Source organism: Streptomyces caniferus (assembly GCF_009811555.1).
Classification (GTDB): domain Bacteria; phylum Actinomycetota; class Actinomycetes; order Streptomycetales; family Streptomycetaceae; genus Streptomyces; species Streptomyces caniferus.
Map to the genome: position 1 here is coordinate 4,192,709 of NZ_BLIN01000005.1, position 18,067 is coordinate 4,210,775.

Here is an 18,067-nt window from a genome sequence, read left to right on the forward strand (position 1 = left end):
GCTCCTTAGGTGTGCGGGTGTGCTTTCTTGGCCCTGACCAGGGGGCGAGGACTTCGCCGAGCACATCTTCCCAGACTCGGCCGTTTGCTCCACATCCCGCGCCCGGCTGTCCCGCAGTGTGGGCGGCCGGTTTCACGTGAAACCAGCCGCCCACAGGAAAAGCCGCAGTTCAGCGCCGCTTTCCGGATGCTGCGCAATCCGAGGCCCGAGGTCAGCCCAGGCCCAGGTCGCCGAGCTGGTAGCCGGTGATGTAAGGGAGCCCTGCCTCGGCGATGGCCGACGCCGCACCCCGGTCGACGATCGTTGCCACCGCAACGACCTCGGCGCCCGCCTCGCGCGCCGCCTCGACCGCGGTCAGCGGGGAGCCGCCGGTGGTGGAGGTGTCCTCGACGATCAGGACCCGGCGGCCCGTGATGTCCGGACCCTCGATACGGCGCTGCATACCGTGCGCCTTCTGCGCCTTGCGGACCACGAACGCGTCCAGCCGGCCGCCGCGCGCCGCGGAGGCGTGCAGCATCGAGGTCGCGACCGGGTCGGCACCGAGCGTCAGCCCGCCGACCGCGTCGTAGTCCAGATCGGCGGTGATCTCCAGCATCAGCTGACCGACCAGCGGCGCGGCCTCGCCGTCCAGGGTGATCCGACGCAGGTCGATGTAGTAGTCGGCCTCCTTGCCGGAGGAAAGCGTCACCTTGCCGTGCACCACGGCCTTGTCCTTGATCTGCTGCAGCAGCTCGCCGCGCACGTCGTCACTCATGCGCACGAGCTTAGGCGGTGCCCTGCGACAGGTTCCGCCAGCTCCAGGTCATGGAGACCTCCAGCGGATCGATGGGCGTGACCAGGCGCGGCCGGGTGTTGAGACCGTTCGGCGGACCGGACTGCGGCTCGACGCAGACCGCGGCCTCCTGCTCGTCATAGACCACGACCCACTCGGCGCGGCTGCTGACCGTCAGCTCCAGCCGGCCCGGCCAGGTGAGAGTGGCCTCGCCCCCCTGCGGCATCCCGAAGCAGTCGTCCCAGGGCCCTGGCTGCGGCGCGATCCGCCGGCCGGTCGGGAGGTGGTCGTCGCCCCGCTCCTCCTGCCATTCGGGGGTGAAGTCGAGGCGGACGTCCTCGCCTCCCTCACCGAGGTTCCGCAGGAACCAGGGGTGCCATCCGGCCTGCGCGGGGAAGGAGTCGCCGGTCGCCTCGACGCCCATGGTGAGGGTCAGCGAGCCGCCGTCCGCGGCCAGTTCGACGAGCTGGGTGACCCGTCCCGGGTACGGCCAGGGCGCCGCCGGATCGGCGAGGTCATAGGTGAAGACCGCCTCGGTGGCGCTCGAACGCGCGGTGCGCCAGCGGAGGTTGCGGCCGGTGCCGTGGATGGCGTGCGGTGCGGCGTTGAGGGGCATCTGGTGCAGCTCGGCCCCGTTGCGGAACTGCCCGTGCTCGATCCGGCCGCACCACGGGACCATCGGGAAGCAGCCGTACTTGTCGCCCTGCCGCAGCAGCTCCGTACCGCCGACGCGCAGGCCGGCGATCCGGCAGCCGTGGTCCGGACGGACGGTCAGTTCGGTGTCCCCCGCGGCCAGCCGGACGCCGGGTGACGCCTGCGCGGGAGCGGCGTTCTGCGTGGTGTCGTCGGTACTCACGGGACGACCCTAACGGTGCACCGGCGCCCGGCGCGGGACGCCGGGAGGGGCACGGACCGCGGGTGAACGCCGGGTCAGCGCCGTCGGCGCAGCACCCGGCCGACGACCACGGCGGACGCCAGCACCACCGCGGCGGCGGGCGCCGCCCAGCGCAGGACCGCCGAGGTGCCGTTCGGTTCGGGCGCGGGCACCGGCGCGTACCGTCCGCGCGGCGGCGCGTGGTCGACCTCCTCCGCACTGCGCCCGATCATCGTCCGGCGGGCGTGCGCGGCCTCGGCCGGGGCGAGGTCGTCCGCCTCGTGGCCGTAGGCGTGCTCGGGGTGCAGATCGCGCGCCGCGTGGAACGCGTCATCGGCGTCCCCCGCATCGAGGTCCTCGACGCCCTCGGCCTCGTCGCCGATGCCCGCCGCCCCCGCGTCCGCGTCGCCGCCCGGAGCCTTCGCCGACGGCGGCACCTCGGTGTCGGACGCGGCCGGTCCGGCCGCCTCGGCCGCGCTCTTCGCCGGACCGTCCGCACCGGCCTGACCCGCCACCGGCCGCTGCCGCAGATCGGCCGCGAGGTTCTCCGCGAAGCGGTCCAGCAGCCGGCGGCCGGCGGTTTCGGCGGCCTGGTCGCCGGCCTCGGCGAGCCGGCCGTCGCCGTGGACCGTGCCGGAGCAGGTCAGCGTCGTACCGGGACCGGGCTCGGTGGCCGGGGAGAGCCGGACGGCCAGGGTCAGTGCGACCGAGCCGTCGCCCCGCGCCTCGGTGCCCTTCGCCTCGACGGTCACCGCCGGGTCCGCACCGGCGTCGCCGGGTCCGTCGTCCGCGGCCGCACTCACCGTCAGCGTCCCGCGGTAGGTGATGGTGGAGCTGCCGATGCGCAGCCGCAGCCGGCCCACCGGGGACCGGGGGGCCGCATCGGCGTCGAGCTGGACACCCGGGACACAGCGCGCCACCCGCTCCGGCTCGGTGAGCGCCTGCCGCACGGTCCCGACGGGAAACGGAACGTACACCTCATGCTCCATGACATGGGAGCCTACCCAGCACCCCCGCACCCCGTGCCGCCCACACAGAACTTTCTGCGCGGGCGGCCCCGGACCCGCACCGCACCGGCCACCGCCGCGCCCTGCCCCGTACCGACCCGCCCGGCCCGCCCGTTCAGTCGAGATAGCGCGGATGCATCAGCGTCGACGGCGGCAGCCCGGACATCCGGTCGCGGGCCTCCCCGCGCCGTCCGGCCTGCAGCTCCCCCCGGCTGAGACCGGCGGGCGGCGGCGCATCGGAGGCCAGGCCGAACCGCGGCCGGTGCCGCGCGGCCAGCACGAAGCCCCAGTACCGGCCCCCGTCGGCGGCCGGTGCCACGGCGGGGCCCGGCGCCGCGTCCGGGGCCGGTACCGGGGCTTCGTCCACCGGTGGCCGGGGGCGGGCGACGCGGTCCGGGCCGCCGTAGAACGACGCGGGCCGGCCGGCCAGGCGGTACGGCACGGTCGCCAGGCCCACCGACCGGACCGTCGAGTCCACCGTCCAGAACAGCCGCGCCCGGTCGACCGGCGGCCCGGCGTGCACCACCAGCCGTCCCCCGGGCGCCAGCAGCCGTGCCGCGAGGCCGTAGAACTCCTGCGAGTAGAGCTTGGTGCACGCGGCGATCCCGGGGTCGGGAAGGTCCGAGACGATGACGTCGTACGGCGCCGGCCGCCGGCCGCGGCCGCGCAGGCCCTGCTGCCGCAGCCAGTCGAAGGCGTCGGCGGTCACCACCCGCACCCGCGGATCGCCGAGCGAGTGGTGGTTGAGGCGGGAGAGGCCGGGGTCGGTGCGCGCGAGCCGCAGGACACCGGGGTCGAGTTCGACGACGGTCACCGAGCGGACCGAGCGGTGGCGGAGGATCTCGCGCACCGCGAGGCCGTCGCCGCCGCCGAGGACCAGCACCCGGCCGTGCGGGCCGCCCGCCATCGCCGGATGGACCAGCGCTTCGTGGTAGCGGTACTCGGTCTCCGCGCTCACCCGGAGCCGGCCGTCCAGATACAGCGCCAGCGGTCCGCCTAAACCTTTCCTCCCCCGCCCCGCACCGGCTCCGGCACCCGTGCCGCCGGTCATCACCACTTCCTGGATGCCGGTCTGCACCGCGACCCGCGCCGAGGAGCCGTACACCGCCTGCCGGGCGGCCCGTTCGAACGGCGTGGCCAGCACCACGCCCGCGGCCAGCAGCGCGAGGACCAGGGCGTTGGCGGCGAGCAGCGCCCAGCGGGCACGGGCGCTCAGGTCCTCGCGGAAGAGCCACAGCACCAGTACGCCGCCGGCCACCGCGTTGACACCGCCGGTGAGCAGGGCGCCGGTCAGCTGGCCGAAGCCCGGCAGCAGCAGAAAGGGAAAGGCCAGGCCGCCGACGAGCGCGCCGACATAGTCCGCGGCGAAGAGGTCGGCGACCGCGCCGCCCGCGTCCTGCCGGCGCACCCGCTGGATCAGCGTCATCAACAGCGGCACCTCGGCGCCGATCAGGATGCCGATGGCCAGGGAGAAGCCGACGAGCGCGGAGCGGGACTGGCCGAACCAGGCGAAGCAGGCGTAGAGCGCCATCGCGGAGCTGCCGCCGACCAGCGCCAGACCGGCCTCGACCGCGCCGAAGCCGACCGCCGCCCGGCAGCGCAGCCGCTTGGCGAGCAGCGCGCCGACGCCCATCGCGAAGACCATGACGGACAGCACGACGGACGCCTGGGTGACGGAGTCGCCGACCAAGTAGGTGGCCAGCGCGACCAGTTCGAGTTCGTAGACCAGGCCGCAGGCGGCACACACGAAGACGACGGCGAGGACGAGCAGCCGGCCGAGCCCGGCCGGCACGGGCAGTCGCGCCGGCGTCATGGCCTCCGGCGGCCCGGGGACGCCGGTGAGAACGGGCTCTGGCGGGTCGATCATAAAGTGAACGCTACGTGACGATTCCGTGGCTCTCCGTCACCCACACGAGTGCAGTCTGCGGGCCACACGGGCCAGTTGGGGTACCGCCCTCGCACGAGACGCGCAAAGCACCTCCGCACCACACCACCCAGTCGGGCCGCGCACACCACGCCGCCCACGCCCCGCCTGACACCCATGCCCCGGCGCACAACCCGCCCGCACGCCCCTCGCGCCGCCCCTGCCCCACGCCCTCCTGCCGACCGGGACGGTCACTTTCGCCCGCGCCGGCTAGACCGCCGCGACCGCCGCCCGTACGCCCACGCGGGTACGGGTGGCCACCAAGCGGCCCTCCTGCGGATACGCGTGCCAGGTCCGCCAGCGCACCTGCCCCTGCTGGCACTGCGCCAGCATCGCGGTGAAGGCGTGCGGCGAACCGGGGAACGTACCGGCAAGACCGTGCGGATGCTCGGCCACCAGCGCGAGCAATTCCTGTGCGCGCCCCGCGAACGAGCCACGCGACAGCGTCTCCACATGGGCGGCGAATTCGTATTCCCAGTCGCCTAGCCGCTTGGCCACGCCCAGCGGCAGCGGCGTGCTGCTGCCCGGCATGCAGGCGACGGTTTCGGAACAGGTGCCGCGCTCCTCTTCGAGAAGCACCTGATGAGAGGCGCCGAGCAGCCGCAACTGCAGTTGCGCACCGTGGAGTTGGAGATCGAGTACGGCAAGGGCCGGCAGGGGTTCCCTGCCCAGCGCCCAGGCCAGGTCGGAGGCACGGGTATCGGTGTACGCCGTCTGCAAAGTGGTGAGCATGGGTCGGCTCCGCAAGCACGCAGTGGAATGGTGGGCCGGCCCGCCCGTTGAAGGCCAGGGAATATCCGCATGCCTGCCGGCTCGTGCCCACGTGGGATCGGAGAACGTGGGGGATTCTCCAGGGAGAGGGAATCATGAAAGCCCTGTCGCCCACAGCGCTTTTACCCATCTTCGCTGGGTTTCCATCCGCTCGGGGGCCCAGCAGTTCAGTTGTTCAACAACCAAGCGCCCAGCGGCTGTTGGTGCATTCACCAGCATCCGCCAGGCGCATATGCGGTAAGCAACTCACCTTTTACACAAGTGGAGTTGGAGAGGCGGCCGTCGACTCAGGAACCGCCGCCGCCACCGCAGCCGCCACCGCCACCACAGCTGCCGCCGCCACAGGAGGAACCTCCGCCACAGCCGCCGCCACCGTGGTGGCCACCGCCGTGGTGCCCGCCGCCCAGGCCCGAGCCCCCGTCGCCACCGGCCCACCAGCTGCCGCCGCCCGCGCTGCCGGAGAGCCGTCCGGAGCCCCGTCCGCCGGCGCCGCCCCGCGAGGCCAGGGCCACCAGGCCGATCACCCCTGCGCAGATCACCAGGAAAATCACGATCCCCATCTGCCTCACATTCCTTTCTTTCCCCCGAAGCGAGGCACCCGCTCCGTCCGGCGCCCGGTGCGCCGTTTCCGGCGCCGTCCCGCGCCGTGGCCGTCCTCGTCGACGGCCGTCACTGTCCTTTGTGCGGGGCTGATGCCCGGGCCCGGCGATCTCAAAGCACAGTTGAGGAACTCCAGAGGTTCGACGGAGGATGGCGTCCATGGACCGACCGCTGCTGAACCGCCGCCTCGCCGAATTCGGCACCACGATCTTTGCCGAAATGTCGGCACTCGCCGTACGGACCGGCTCCATCAACCTCGGCCAGGGCTTCCCCGACGCCGACGGCCCGGAAGAGGTCAGAGAGGCCGCGGTGCGCGCCCTGCGCGACGGCCGCGGCAACCAGTACCCGCCCGGCCCCGGCATCCCCGAGCTGCGCACCGCCGTCGCCGCCCACCAACAGCGCTTCTACGGTCACCTCGGCCTCTCCTACGACCCCGACACCGAGGTCCTGGTCACCGCGGGCGCCACCGAAGCCCTCGCGGCCGCTCTGCTGGCACTGCTGGAGCCGGGCGACGAGGTCATCGCGCTGGAGCCCTACTACGACTCCTACGCCGCCGGTATCGCGCTGGCGGGCGGCCGCCGCGTCCCGGTGACCCTGCGCGCGGACCCGGAGTCCGGCACCTACCGCCTCGACCTCGACGAACTGCGCGACGCCGTCACCGACCGGACCCGCCTGATCCTCCTCAACACCCCGCACAACCCCACCGGCACCGTGCTCTCCCGCGAGGAGCTCGCCGAGATCGCCCGCCTCGCCTGCGAGCGCAACCTCCTCGTGATCACCGACGAGGTCTACGAGCACCTCGTGTTCGAGGGCGAGCACGTACCCCTCGCGTCGTTCCCCGGGATGCGCGAGCGCACCGTCACCATCGGCTCGGCAGGCAAGACCTTCTCGTTCACCGGCTGGAAGGTCGGCTGGGTCACGGCAACGGCGGAACTGGTGAGCGCGGTCCGCTCCGCCAAGCAGTTCCTCACCTACGTCTCCGCCGGCCCCTTCCAGTACGCCGTCGCCGAGGCCCTCTCCCTCCCCGACAGCTACTTCGCGGACCTGCGCGACGACCTGCGCGCCAAGCGCGACATCCTCGCCACCGGCCTCACCGAGGCCGGCTTCCAGGTCTTCCGCCCCGCCGGCACCTACTTCATCACCACCGACATCCGCCCCCTCGGCCACGACGACGGCTTCGCCTTCTGCCGCACCCTCCCCGAACGCGCCGGCGTCGTCGCCATCCCCAACGCCGTCTTCTACGACCACAAGGACCAGGGCGCACCGTACGTGCGGTTCGCGTTCTGCAAACAGGAGTCGGTCCTACGGGAGGCAGCGGAACGGCTCACCAAACTCTGACCGAGACCCCACGGGGCGCTCCGGCGCCCCGCCCCTTCACCACCGGTACTCCTCGGGCGGCGGGCGTTTCGGGTTCCGGGGCGCTGGGCGGTTTCTTCCGTCGACGAACTCGACATGGACTACCCACTCGAAGAATATGCGAACGTCTTCAGCCGTCACTGAATGCGGGATACCCGACCCTCGATAGCGCATAAATCCCCCCGAATTCCGGAATGCACCTCGCTGAGGAGCGAAACGCATCCCTCAGCATCCCGGGTGCGGATACAGCGCGATGTTCCGGGCAGTCCCGGGTGGAGAAATCCCGATCGGGCGTGGCCGATCTTCCCACGGGCAACCCGTGGTGCGACAGGTCGTCAAACTCCGTAGCCGGGCGGCGGGACATCATCCGGGGAGTCCGGCGGCTCCTTGCGATCGCCGTAGAAGTAGTCGCACAGATCCTGAAGGTAGCCGTACAGAAGGTCATCGCGCCAGAAGTTGACCCTGGTCAGCTCGTACCAGTCCTCTACGGTGGCAGACCGCTCACGAAGCAGGTACTCCAGCGCTTCACGCAGATTCCGGGCGTCTGGCGATTTAGGGTTCCGGACGATGTGCGACTTGTAAACGGGAACGTCATCGATGAACTCAACGTTGAGGCAGGACCCGAAGAATTTACCAACCCCGCCTACCTCCGAGAAAAAATGCGGGATACTCGATGGCCTGAATCTTCTGGAGAACATTCCCACCTCACTTATCAGGGCTTTTCGTCGACTCCGGGAAAACGGCCACCATTCCGTGTCCGCCATTGCTTACAGGGCGGAGCGAAGCCCCGCTGCAAACACACGCGGGCCCCGAAGCCTCAGAAGCTTCGGGGCCCGCGCAGCAGGGTGGGGTGGGACGGACGGGGCTCAGGCCTCGTCGTCACCCGGCTTCTCTTCGGAGTCGCCTTCGATCTCGGCTTCGAGGCCGAGCTGCTCGACGATCCACTTGTCGAATTCGATCGAGGCGCGGACCCAGCTGACCGTGCTCGACACGAAGTGTTCGAGCGAGACACCGGTGCCGATCAGCATCGATGCTTCACCGATCAGACGGACCGTGCCGTCGTCGTGGGTGTGGGTGTAGGCCTTGGGCCACAGCGTCCGGCGGTTCCAGTCGTCGATCGCCTCCAGCAGCTTCGACTTGTCGTCGATGCCGTGGGCACGGTCGTAGAACGTACGGACGGAGAAGATCTGCTGCTCCTCCTCGCCCCGGAACATGAAGTACGTGCGGAACTGCTCCCACGGAGCGGCGAGGTCACCCTCCTCGTCGACGACGTACTTCAGCTCCATCTGGTCGAGGAGCTGCTTGACCAGGTCCTGGTCAGGCACGACGGGACCCTCAGGCCCCGAGGGCTCGGGTTCGGGCTGGCCCCCGAAATTCGGAATCGAGGACGGGTCGATGCTCACCGTGGAATTCCCTTCGTATGGTCCCTGCCATCCTCCCCCACATCCGCCCCGTCCTGGCAACCCGGGACGGAGCGGATACGGGCAAGGTGCCGGTCATGGTGTCGGTCTAGGAAAGGATCACGGACGGGGCCCGGCTCCGCAGCCGTACGCCCGGATCGCGGCGCCGGTCAGGCCACGGTCCGCCCGGCCGGCTCCACCGACAGCTGGTCGCCGTCCACATCCACCCGCACGGTGTCCCCGTCCAGCACCTCGCCCGCCAGGATGGCGCGGGCGAGCGGGTCGCCGATGGCCGTCTGGATCAGACGGCGCAGCGGCCGGGCACCGTAGGACAGGTCCGGGGCCGGGGCGTCGACGACCGGCTCCTGGCCCAGCCAGGCGAGCCAGGTCAGGGCACGGTCGGTGACGTCCAGCGTCAGACGGCGATCGCCGAGGCGGCGCTGCAGGTGGTCGAGCTGGATCCGGGCGATCCGCTGGAGCTGGTCGGTGCCGAGCGGGTGGAAGACCACCACGTCGTCGAGCCGGTTGAGGAACTCGGGGCGGAAGGAGGCCCGGACCGTCTCCAGCACCTTCTCCTTCTTCTGGTCCTCCTTGAGCAGCGGGTCCATCAGGAAATTGGAGCCGAGGTTGGAGGTCAGGATGAGGATGGTGTTGCGGAAGTCGACCGTACGGCCCTGGCCGTCGGTGAGCCGGCCGTCGTCGAGGACCTGCAGCAGGACGTCGAAGACGTCGTGGTGGGCCTTCTCGACCTCGTCCAGCAGGACGACGGAGTACGGGCGGCGGCGGACCGCCTCCGTCAGCTGACCGCCCTCCTCGTAGCCGACGTAGCCGGGCGGCGCGCCGACCAGCCGCGCGACGCTGTGCTTCTCGCCGTACTCCGACATGTCGATCCGGACCATCGCCCGCTCGTCGTCGAAGAGGAAGTCCGCGAGCGCCTTGGCCAGCTCGGTCTTGCCGACACCGGTCGGGCCGAGGAAGAGGAAGGATCCGGTGGGCCGGTCCGGGTCGGCGATACCGGCGCGGGTGCGGCGGACGGCGTCGGAGACCGACCGTACGGCCTCGGTCTGGCCGATCAGCCGCTTGCCGAGCTCCTCCTCCATGCGCAGGAGCTTCTGGGTCTCGCCCTCCAGCAGCCGGCCGGCCGGGATGCCGGTCCAGGCGCCGACCACATCCGCGATGTCGTCGGGACCGACCTCCTCCTTGACCATGGACTCCTTGGACGCCTCCTGCTCGGCCTCGGCGGCGGCCGCCTCCTCCAGCGCCTGCTCCACGCCCGGGATCTCGCCGTAGAGCAGCTTGGACGCGGTGTCGAAGTCGCCGTCGCGCTGGGCGCGCTCGGCCTGGCCGCGCAGCTCGTCGAGCTTCTCCTTGAGCGCGCCGACCCGGTTGAGGCTCTCCTTCTCCTTCTCCCAGCGGGCGGTCAGGCCGCGCAGCTCCTCCTCCTTGTCGGCGAGGTCCTTGCGCAGCTTCTCCAGCCGCTGGAGCGAGCCGGCGTCGGTCTCGTTCCGCAGCGCCAGCTCCTCCATCTTGAGGCGGTCCACGGCGCGCTGGAGCTCGTCGATCTCCACGGGCGAGGAGTCGATCTCCATGCGGAGGCGGGAGGCGGCCTCGTCGACCAGGTCGATGGCCTTGTCGGGCAGGAAGCGGGAGGTGATGTAGCGGTCGGAGAGGGAGGCGGCGGCGACCAGCGCGGAGTCCGCGATCTGCACCTTGTGGTGGGCCTCGTAACGGCCCTTGAGCCCGCGCAGGATCGCGACCGTGTCCTCGACCGTCGGCTCGGCGACCAGCACCTGCTGGAAGCGCCGCTCCAGCGCCGGGTCCTTCTCGATCCGCTCGCGGTACTCGTCCAGCGTCGTCGCGCCGACCATCCGCAGCTCGCCACGGGCCAGCATCGGCTTGAGCATGTTGCCGGCGTCCATCGACGAGTCACCGCCGGCGCCCGCACCCACGACCGTGTGCAGCTCGTCGATGAAGGTGATGATCTGGCCCTCGCTGGACTTGATCTCCGCCAGGACGGTCTTCAGCCGCTCCTCGAACTCGCCGCGGTACTTCGCGCCCGCGACCATCGCCCCGAGGTCCAGCGCGACCAGCCGCTTGTCGCGCAGCGACTCGGGCACATCGCCCTTGACGATCCGCTGCGCCAGCCCCTCGACGACGGCGGTCTTGCCGACGCCCGGCTCACCGATCAGCACCGGGTTGTTCTTCGTACGGCGGGAGAGCACCTGCACCACGCGCCGGATCTCGTGGTCCCGGCCGATGACCGGGTCGAGCTTGCCCTCGCGGGCCGCCGCCGTGAAGTCCGTGCCGAACTTCTCCAGCGCCTTGTACGTGCCCTCCGGGTCGGCATTGGTCACGCGCTGGCCGCCCCGGCTCGCCTCGAAGGCGGCCAGCAGCTTCTTGGCGCTCGCGCCCTGGTCGGCCAGCAGCTCACCGGTGCGCCCGCCCTTGGCGGCGATCCCGATGAGGAGGTGCTCGGTGGAGACGTAGGCGTCACCGAGCTCCTTGGCGCGCTGGGTGGCGTCCGCGATGGCGGAGAGCAGGTCGCGGTCCGGCTGCGGCGGCGCGACCGTCGAGCCCTGCACGCTGGGCAGCCCGGCGAGCTGCCGCTCGGCGCCGTTGCGCAGCACGGCGGCGTCCGCCTCCACGGCGGACAGCAGATCCATGATGTTCTCGTTGTCCTGCCCGGCCAGCAGCGCGAGCAGGAGATGCGCGGACGTCATGTCCGCGTGCCCGGCGGTGACCGCCCGCTCATTGGCGGCGCTCAGCGCCTCCCGGCTCTTGTTGGTCAGCTCGGCTTCCACGTCCTCGCGATCCTCCTCGACTCGTCCTCAACAGCCTCTGCGGGCCCGGTCCGGGCCCGTCCGTGCGCCCGTGCGGCACCCACCCTGCTCATGCCAACGTGCGATAAGTTGAGTCTATTCCACTCAAGGTTGTTCCGGGAGCCCTGCCCACCCCACCCTCGCTCACTCGTGCGAGGGAATCGCACCCAACGCGCCGTCCGGACCCGCACCACCCGGCGACACTGGCCTTCGACCACGAGGAGGTGCAGCATGACGGCTATGGCACACGAGCCGATGCCCACGCAGGACGACATCCTCCTGGAAGGCTTTCTGGCGCTGGAGACCCCGACGGGTTTCCGAGCCGAGCTCATCGAGGGGGAGATCGCTGTGACACCGCCGCCGGATGGCGACCACGAGGACTACCTGAGTCTCGTCTCCGAGCAAGTGATGCAGTTGTCCGCGACCGCGATGCAGTTCTCGGGACACAAAGGACTTGTCCTTCCCCACGCGGCGGGCCGGCCAGCCGACCACGTGATCCCCGACGCCACCATCGCCCCACGAGCGCTTCGTCTCTTCCGCGGCGCCCCTCCCTGGATGCCCAGCGACGGCGTCGCCATGGTCGTCGAGGTGACGTCGCGCAAGCCCCACAAGGACCGCGTCGCCAAACGCCACGGCTACGCCCGCTCCGGCATCCCGCTCTATCTCCTGATCGACCGTGACAAGTCAGCGGTCACGCTGTTCAGCGAGCCGGAGGGCGAGGACTACCTCGCCACCCACATCGCCCCCTTCGGCAAACCCCTCCCCCTCCCCGCCCCCTTCTCCTTCGAGCTGGAGACCACCGACTTCCTCTGACCCCCGGGCCCCGGCCTACCCTTGCCCCCATGGCCCATGACCTCAGTGCCCTCAGCCCGGAGTACCTCGCCTTCTGGGGCGAGTACCTGATGCCGACCCTCACCACGCTGCGGACGGACGGGACGCCGCACGTCGTCCCGGTGGGCGTCACCTACGACGCCGGGCAGCGGATCGCGCGGATCATCACCCGCAAGGACAGCACCAAGGTCAAGAACGTCCTCGCCGCCGGGGCGGACGGCGCCACCGTCGCCGTGTGCCAGGTCGACAAGGGCCGCTGGGCCACCCTGGAGGGCATCGGGCGGGTGCGTACGGACAGCGAGTCGGTGGCCGATGCGGTGCGCCGGTACGCCGAGCGCTACGGCCGGACCCCCACGCCCAACCCCGATCGCGTCATGATCGAGATCGCGGTGACCAAGGCGATGGGCCGGGCCTGAGGGCCGGGCCGCCCCCGCGTCCCGCTGGGCCCGCCGGCCCCCCTGGCCGAAAACGGACCCTCTCGCTCCGCCGCAGGCCGTCCACCTGGTACTCAAGAGCGACGGGAACCGAACAGCTCCGTGCAATGACGGACGGCATCGGGCCTGCCCCAGGCAAAAGACGGCAGCTGGAGGCCGCATGGCGTCGGCATTGCGCATCGTGACCACCGCTCCGCGCCGTCCGTTGCCCACCCGGCCGCATCCGCACGCCGAGCTCTGCCCGCGCTGCGGCGGCCAACTGGCCGTCAATCAGGACGGCTGGAAGATCTGCCACGCCTGCGGTTACGCTTCGCCGCCCGGTACAGCCCCTCCTCCACGGGCCACTCGCGGGGGTATCGTCGCCCCCACAGTCGCCACGCCCCGGAGGGCACGATGAACTCGGTCCGAGTGACGGCGATCGCCTGCCTGATGCCGCTGTCCGAGCTGGACGAGGATCCGTTCCTGGTCGACGACCGCAGCCAGCACGACATGTGCAAACAGTGGGCGGCAGCCCGTGACTACCGCCTGACCTGCCAGCTCAGCCTGCACCACCTGCGCGCCGACCACGGCGCCCTGTGGCGCGACGTCGCGGCGGGCCTGGTGGACGTGTTCGTGGCGCCCAACCGCCGGGCGCTGGAGAACGCCATCGACGGCACCGCCGAGTTCAGCGCACGGTGCGCCGAGGCCGGCGTACGCCTGGAGACCGCCGACCTCGACGAGCCGGTCTACACCCTGGCGATGAAGTCGCACGTGCACCGCCGGCTGTCGATGCCGACGGCGGGGTACAACGGCTGCTGAGCGGGGCGGCCTCAGGGCGAAGGGCGCACGGGCGGCGGGCAGCGGGCGGCGCACAGAAACGCGACAAGGGCCGGGTTCCCCCGGCCCTTCGCCACGTCACACGCCGGATGCCCGCGCCCCGGCCGACCGGATCACTCCGGTCGCTTGGGCCGCCACACCACCAGCGCGCTGCCCTGCTGCACATCCTGATAGGGCACCAGATCGCGCCGGTAGGAGGCGTGCACCGCCGCCTCCCGCTGCTGCATCGCGCTGGCCGCGCCCTCCAGGGCGCCCTGCAGCTCGATGACCCGCTGCTGCAGGGCCGCGACCTGGTTCTCCAGCTCGATGATGCGCTTGATGCCGGCGAGGTTGATGCCCTCGTCCTGGGACAACTGCTGCACCGTACGGAGCAGTTCGATGTCCCGGGCCGAATAGCGGCGGCCCCGCCCGGCCGTGCGGTCGGGCGAGACCAGCCCCAGCCGGTCGTACTGTCGAAGGGTCTGCGGATGCAGGCCGGAGAGCTGAGCCGCGACGGAGATGACGTACACCGGCGACTCATCGGTCAGTTCATAGGGGTTACGACGCTGCCCGCCCCGGCTGTCCATCTCAAGCTCCCTTCGCGGCCTGGAACAGCTCCGCCCGCGGGTCCGCACCCGCGGTCGCCTCGCGATAGGACTCCAGCGACTCCCTCGCCTTGTCGCTGAGGTCACCGGGGACCAGCACCTCTATGGTGACCAGCAGATCCCCCCGGGTGCCGTCCTTACGGGTCGCACCCTTGCCCCGGGCGCGCATGGTGCGCCCATTGGGGGTGCCGGCCGGCAGCTTCAGCGTGACCGGCGGACCGCCCAGCGTCGGCACCTTGATCTCACCGCCCAGGGCGGCTTCCGGGAAGGTGACCGGCACCGTGACGGTGAGATTGTCGCCCTTCCGGCCGAAGACCGGGTGGGCGTCGACATGCACGACGACGTACAGATCGCCTGCCGGGCCGCCCTGCTCGCCCGGAGCGCCCTTGCCGCGCAGCCGGATGCGCTGCCCGTCGGAGACGCCCGCGGGGATACGGACCTGCATCGTGCGGGCACTGGTCGCACGACCGCTGCCCTTGCAGACCTCGCAGGGGTCCTGGGCGATCAGGCCCCGGCCCTTGCAGTCGGCGCACGGGTCGGTGAGCGAGAACCCGCCGCCCGCGCCCCGGCTGACCTGGCCGGTGCCGACACAGGTCGGACAGACCCGCGGCGTACCGTTTTTGTCGCCGGTGCCCGAACACGCCTTGCACGGCGCCTGGCTGGACATCCGCAGCGGGACCGTGGCCCCGTCGACCGCCTCGGTGAAGCTGAGCGTCACCTCGGACTCGATGTCCTGGCCCCGGCGCGCGTGGGTGCGCGTACCGGCGCCGCCCCGGTTGAACAGGCCTCCGAAGACGTCCCCGAGCCCGCCGCCGAAGCCGCCGCCCCCTTGGCCCTGGGTGCCCCCGAAGAGGTCGCCCAAGTCGAAGTTGAAGGAGCCGCCGCTTCCGGCGGGACCGGGCCGGTAGCCGCCGTTGCCGAACAGCGTGCGCGCCTCGTCGTACTCCTTGCGGCGCTTGCTGTCGCCCAGGACGTCGTTGGCCTCGGAGATCTCCTTGAAGCGCTCCTCGGCCTTGGCGTCGCCCTTGTTGGCATCCGGGTGGAACTCGCGGGCGAGCTTGCGGTACGCCTTCTTGATCTCCGCTTCGGTGGCGTCCTTCGGGACGCCGAGGACCTTGTAGTAGTCCTTCTCGACGAAGTCCTTGGTGCTCATCCCCGACGTCCCTCCTCCCGCACGGATTTCCTGTCAGTCCTCACGTCAGCCCTCTTCCGGGCCACCGCTCTCCTCGTCCGAAGCCTGGGCGCCCTTGACGTCGTCGTCGGATCCGGACTTGGCGGTCTGCGCGCCCGGCTGCGGCTCGGCGACGGCGACCCGCGCGGGGCGGATCGTTCGTTCACCGATGCGATACCCGGGCTGCAGGATCGCCACGCACGTCGTCTCGGTGACATCCGGTGCGTACGAATGCATCAACGCTTCGTGGATCGTCGGGTCGAAGGGCTCGCCCTCCTTGCCGAACTGCTGCAGACCCAGCTTGGCGACCACGGTCTCCAGCGATTCGGCCACCGACTTGAAGCCGCCGACCAGTTCGCCGTGCTCACGGGCACGGCCGACGTCGTCGAGGGTGGGAAGGAGCTCGGACAGGAGGTTCGCCGCGGCGATCTCCTTGACCGTGACCCGGTCCCGTTCCACCCGACGGCGGTAGTTCTGGTACTCCGCCTGGAGCCGCTGGAGGTCCGTCGTGCGCTCGTTGAGCGCCGTACGCACCTGGTCCAGCTGCGCCTGGAGCGCTACGTCCGGTACGTCCCCGGCCGGGGCCGAGCCCGCCTTGTCGGCGGACTCGGCCTGCGCCGCGTCTTCGGGAGCGGCGTCGGAAGGGACGTCGGGCTTCTCGTCGAAGCCCGGGGTCTCCTCCGTCACGCGGCACCATCCTTCTTCGGCTTCTCGTCGTCGACGATCTCGGCGTCGACGACATCGTCATCGGCCTTGGCCTGCTCGGCACCCTCGGCACCCGCGGCGCCCTCGGCACCGGCCGCACCCTGGGCGTCGGCGTACATCGCCTGACCCAGCTTCTGCGAGACGGCCGCGACCTTCTCGGTGGCGGTGCGGATCTCGGCCGTGTCCTCGCCCTTGAGCTTTTCCTTCAGCTCGGTGACGGCTTCCTCGACCTCGGTCTTGACCTCGCCCGGGACCTTCTCCTCGTTGTCCTTGAGGAACTTCTCGGTCTGGTAGACGAGCTGCTCGGCCTGGTTGCGGGTCTCGGCGGCCTCGCGACGCTTGGTGTCCTCGTCCGCGTACTGCTCGGCCTCCTGGCGCATCCGGTCGACCTCGTCCTTCGGCAGCGAGGAGCCGCCGGTGACGGTCATCTTCTGCTCCTTGCCCGTGCCCAGGTCCTTCGCGGTCACGTGCATGATGCCGTTGGCGTCGATGTCGAAGGAGACCTCGATCTGCGGGACCCCGCGGGGGGCCGGCGGCAGACCGGTCAGCTCGAACATCCCGAGCTTCTTGTTGTACGCCGCGATCTCGCGCTCGCCCTGGTAGACCTGGATCTGCACGGACGGCTGGTTGTCCTCGGCCGTCGTGAAGATCTCGGACCGCTTGGTCGGGATCGTGGTGTTGCGCTCGATGAGCTTGGTCATGATGCCGCCCTTGGTCTCGATACCGAGGGACAGCGGGGTGACGTCCAGCAGGAGGACGTCCTTGACCTCACCCTTGAGGACACCGGCCTGGAGGGTGGCGCCGATGGCGACGACCTCGTCCGGGTTGACGCCCTTGTTGGCGTCCTTGCCGCCGGTCAGCTCCTTGACGAGCTCGGCGACGGCGGGCATACGGGTGGAACCGCCGACCAGGACCACGTGGTCGATCTCGGACAGGTTGATACCCGCGTCCTTGATGACGTTGTGGAACGGCGTCTTGCAGCGGTCCAGGAGGTCCGAGGTGAGCTGCTGGAACTGCGAGCGCGTGAGCTTCTCGTCCAGGTGCAGCGGGCCCTCGGCCGAGGCGGTGATGTAGGGAAGGTTGATCGTCGTCTCGGTGGAGGACGACAGCTCGATCTTCGCCTTCTCAGCGGCCTCGCGCAGGCGCTGGAGCGCCATCTTGTCCTTGGCCAGGTCGACGCCGTGGCCGTTCTGGAACTGCTTGACCAGGTAGTCGACGACGCGCTGGTCCCAGTCGTCACCACCGAGGTGGTTGTCACCGTTGGTGGCCTTCACCTCGACGACGCCGTCGCCGATCTCCAGGAGCGAGACGTCGAAGGTGCCGCCACCGAGGTCGAAGACCAGGATGGTCTGGTCGTCCTTCTCCAGGCCGTAGGCCAGGGCGGCCGCGGTGGGCTCGTTGACGATGCGCAGGACGTTGAGGCCCGCGATCTCACCGGCCTCCTTGGTGGCCTGACGCTCGGAGTCGTTGAAGTAGGCCGGAACGGTGATGACCGCGTCGACGACCTTCTCGCCCAGGTACGCCTCGGCGTCCCGCTTGAGCTTCTGCAGGATGAAGGCGCTCATCTGCTGCGGGTTGAAGCCCTTGCCGTCGATGTCGATCTTCCAGTCGGTGCCCATGTGGCGCTTGACCGACCGGATGGTCCTGTCGACGTTGGTGACCGCCTGACGCTTGGCGACCTCGCCGACCAGCACCTCGCCGTTCTTGGCGAAGGCGACAACGGACGGCGTGGTCCTGGCGCCCTCGGCGTTGGTGATGACGGTGGGCTCACCGCCTTCGAGAACACTGACGACGGAGTTCGTCGTGCCCAGGTCGATGCCGACCGCACGTGCCATTTCAATTCCTCCAGCTGACTTGAGTGGAACAGGCTCAAGCGTGCAGCACGGAAGAAATCCTGTCAACAGAGCTGAGTCGGGGACACTCAAGTTTTATAAGGCGCTTATCGTCACCGGCCTTGCGGCGAAAGACGTACGGGCCGCACAGAGGGTTGCCTTGGCGACGCA

The 18,067-nt window shown here is 70.6% G+C and carries 17 protein-coding genes; 4 read left to right on the forward strand and 13 right to left on the reverse strand.

Annotated elements, in window-relative coordinates; translation table 11 throughout:
* Nucleotides 1-211: 211 nt before the first annotated feature.
* The 6 genes from pyrE to Scani_RS34980 form a co-directional block, all read right to left on the reverse strand.
* Entirely contained in the window at nt 212-754 is a 543-nt protein-coding gene (pyrE, locus tag Scani_RS34955) for an orotate phosphoribosyltransferase (RefSeq protein ID WP_159481688.1), read from the reverse strand.
* Between the two features lie 10 nt (nt 755-764).
* A complete protein-coding gene (locus tag Scani_RS34960; RefSeq protein ID WP_159481689.1) occupies nt 765-1,628 on the reverse strand; it encodes an aldose epimerase family protein in 864 nt (287 codons plus the stop codon).
* 74 nt (nt 1,629-1,702) lie between these two features.
* Nucleotides 1,703-2,635, reverse strand: coding sequence for an SRPBCC domain-containing protein (locus Scani_RS34965; protein WP_159481690.1), 933 nt, complete (start codon nt 2,633-2,635; stop codon nt 1,703-1,705).
* A gap of 133 nt (nt 2,636-2,768) precedes the next feature.
* On the reverse strand, nt 2,769-4,520 hold the full coding sequence (locus Scani_RS34970) for a polyamine aminopropyltransferase (RefSeq protein ID WP_159481691.1): 1,752 nt from the start codon (nt 4,518-4,520) through the stop codon (nt 2,769-2,771).
* Nucleotides 4,521-4,787: 267 nt separating this feature from the next.
* Nucleotides 4,788-5,309: a DUF2617 family protein gene (locus Scani_RS34975; RefSeq protein WP_129295538.1), complete on the reverse strand. Its 522-nt coding sequence runs from the start codon at nt 5,307-5,309 to the stop codon at nt 4,788-4,790.
* Between the two features lie 326 nt (nt 5,310-5,635).
* Nucleotides 5,636-5,908, reverse strand: coding sequence for a hypothetical protein (locus Scani_RS34980; protein ID WP_159481692.1), 273 nt, complete (start codon nt 5,906-5,908; stop codon nt 5,636-5,638).
* A gap of 199 nt (nt 5,909-6,107) precedes the next feature.
* Here Scani_RS34980 and Scani_RS34985 point away from each other — a divergent pair, with 199 nt between their 5' ends.
* Entirely contained in the window at nt 6,108-7,286 is a 1,179-nt protein-coding gene (locus Scani_RS34985; protein WP_159481693.1) for a pyridoxal phosphate-dependent aminotransferase, read from the forward strand.
* Nucleotides 7,287-7,639: 353 nt separating this feature from the next.
* Here Scani_RS34985 and Scani_RS34990 read toward each other — a convergent pair whose 3' ends face one another.
* The 3 genes from Scani_RS34990 to clpB form a co-directional block, all read right to left on the reverse strand.
* Nucleotides 7,640-8,068: a hypothetical protein gene (locus tag Scani_RS34990; RefSeq protein ID WP_159481694.1), complete on the reverse strand. Its 429-nt coding sequence runs from the start codon at nt 8,066-8,068 to the stop codon at nt 7,640-7,642.
* A gap of 102 nt (nt 8,069-8,170) precedes the next feature.
* Nucleotides 8,171-8,707: a YbjN domain-containing protein gene (locus Scani_RS34995; RefSeq protein ID WP_159481695.1), complete on the reverse strand. Its 537-nt coding sequence runs from the start codon at nt 8,705-8,707 to the stop codon at nt 8,171-8,173.
* Between the two features lie 167 nt (nt 8,708-8,874).
* Nucleotides 8,875-11,505 carry an ATP-dependent chaperone ClpB gene (clpB, locus tag Scani_RS35000; RefSeq protein ID WP_159481696.1) on the reverse strand — a complete coding sequence of 877 codons (2,631 nt, stop codon included), beginning with the start codon at nt 11,503-11,505 and terminating at the stop codon, nt 8,875-8,877.
* A gap of 249 nt (nt 11,506-11,754) precedes the next feature.
* On the opposite strand from clpB, the gene Scani_RS35005 reads away from it, so the two are divergent.
* The 3 genes from Scani_RS35005 to Scani_RS35015 all read left to right on the forward strand — a co-directional run bounded on the left by Scani_RS35005 (nt 11,755) and on the right by Scani_RS35015 (nt 13,586).
* Nucleotides 11,755-12,336, forward strand: a complete 582-nt coding sequence (locus tag Scani_RS35005) for a Uma2 family endonuclease (RefSeq protein ID WP_159481697.1) — start codon at nt 11,755-11,757, stop codon at nt 12,334-12,336.
* A gap of 29 nt (nt 12,337-12,365) precedes the next feature.
* Nucleotides 12,366-12,770, forward strand: a complete 405-nt coding sequence (locus tag Scani_RS35010) for a pyridoxamine 5'-phosphate oxidase family protein (RefSeq protein ID WP_159481698.1) — start codon at nt 12,366-12,368, stop codon at nt 12,768-12,770.
* Between the two features lie 411 nt (nt 12,771-13,181).
* Nucleotides 13,182-13,586 (forward strand): hypothetical protein, encoded by a 405-nt coding sequence (locus Scani_RS35015; RefSeq protein ID WP_159481699.1) that lies wholly within the window; start codon nt 13,182-13,184, stop codon nt 13,584-13,586.
* Nucleotides 13,587-13,717: 131 nt separating this feature from the next.
* Here the strand turns inward: Scani_RS35015 and Scani_RS35020 are convergent, their stop codons facing one another.
* Genes Scani_RS35020 through dnaK form a run of 4 tightly spaced genes read right to left on the reverse strand, consistent with a single transcriptional unit; the run spans nt 13,718 to nt 17,899 of the window.
* Nucleotides 13,718-14,170 (reverse strand): heat shock protein transcriptional repressor HspR, encoded by a 453-nt coding sequence (locus Scani_RS35020; protein ID WP_018092399.1) that lies wholly within the window; start codon nt 14,168-14,170, stop codon nt 13,718-13,720.
* A gap of 1 nt (nt 14,171) precedes the next feature.
* Nucleotides 14,172-15,341 carry a molecular chaperone DnaJ gene (gene dnaJ / locus Scani_RS35025; protein ID WP_159481700.1) on the reverse strand — a complete coding sequence of 390 codons (1,170 nt, stop codon included), beginning with the start codon at nt 15,339-15,341 and terminating at the stop codon, nt 14,172-14,174.
* A 45-nt stretch (nt 15,342-15,386) separates the two neighbouring features.
* A complete protein-coding gene (gene grpE, locus Scani_RS35030; RefSeq protein WP_159481701.1) occupies nt 15,387-16,046 on the reverse strand; it encodes a nucleotide exchange factor GrpE in 660 nt (219 codons plus the stop codon).
* Complete coding sequence (gene dnaK / locus Scani_RS35035; protein ID WP_127151852.1) at nt 16,043-17,899, reverse strand: molecular chaperone DnaK; 1,857 nt, start codon at nt 17,897-17,899, stop codon at nt 16,043-16,045. The genes grpE and dnaK overlap by 4 nt, the downstream gene beginning before the upstream one ends.
* Between the last annotated feature and the right edge of the window lie 168 nt (nt 17,900-18,067).

Bases quoted from the DNA above. Each gene is read 5' to 3' on its own strand.
- Scani_RS34965 (WP_159481690.1), bottom strand. From the start codon at position 2,635: ATGGAGCATGAGGTGTACGTTCCGTTTCCCGTCGGGACCGTGCGGCAG.
- Scani_RS35020 (WP_018092399.1), bottom strand. From the start codon at position 14,170: ATGGACAGCCGGGGCGGGCAGCGTCGTAACCCCTATGAACTGACCGAT.
- Scani_RS34980 (WP_159481692.1), bottom strand. From the start codon at position 5,908: ATGGGGATCGTGATTTTCCTGGTGATCTGCGCAGGGGTGATCGGCCTG.
- Scani_RS34990 (WP_159481694.1), bottom strand. From the start codon at position 8,068: ATGGCGGACACGGAATGGTGGCCGTTTTCCCGGAGTCGACGAAAAGCC.
- Scani_RS35010 (WP_159481698.1), top strand. From the start codon at position 12,366: ATGGCCCATGACCTCAGTGCCCTCAGCCCGGAGTACCTCGCCTTCTGG.
- pyrE (WP_159481688.1), bottom strand. From the start codon at position 754: ATGAGTGACGACGTGCGCGGCGAGCTGCTGCAGCAGATCAAGGACAAG.
- Scani_RS34985 (WP_159481693.1), top strand. From the start codon at position 6,108: ATGGACCGACCGCTGCTGAACCGCCGCCTCGCCGAATTCGGCACCACG.
- Scani_RS35005 (WP_159481697.1), top strand. From the start codon at position 11,755: ATGACGGCTATGGCACACGAGCCGATGCCCACGCAGGACGACATCCTC.
- dnaJ (WP_159481700.1), bottom strand. From the start codon at position 15,341: ATGAGCACCAAGGACTTCGTCGAGAAGGACTACTACAAGGTCCTCGGC.
- Scani_RS34970 (WP_159481691.1), bottom strand. From the start codon at position 4,520: ATGATCGACCCGCCAGAGCCCGTTCTCACCGGCGTCCCCGGGCCGCCG.
- dnaK (WP_127151852.1), bottom strand. From the start codon at position 17,899: ATGGCACGTGCGGTCGGCATCGACCTGGGCACGACGAACTCCGTCGTC.
- Scani_RS34975 (WP_129295538.1), bottom strand. From the start codon at position 5,309: ATGCTCACCACTTTGCAGACGGCGTACACCGATACCCGTGCCTCCGAC.
- Scani_RS35015 (WP_159481699.1), top strand. From the start codon at position 13,182: ATGAACTCGGTCCGAGTGACGGCGATCGCCTGCCTGATGCCGCTGTCC.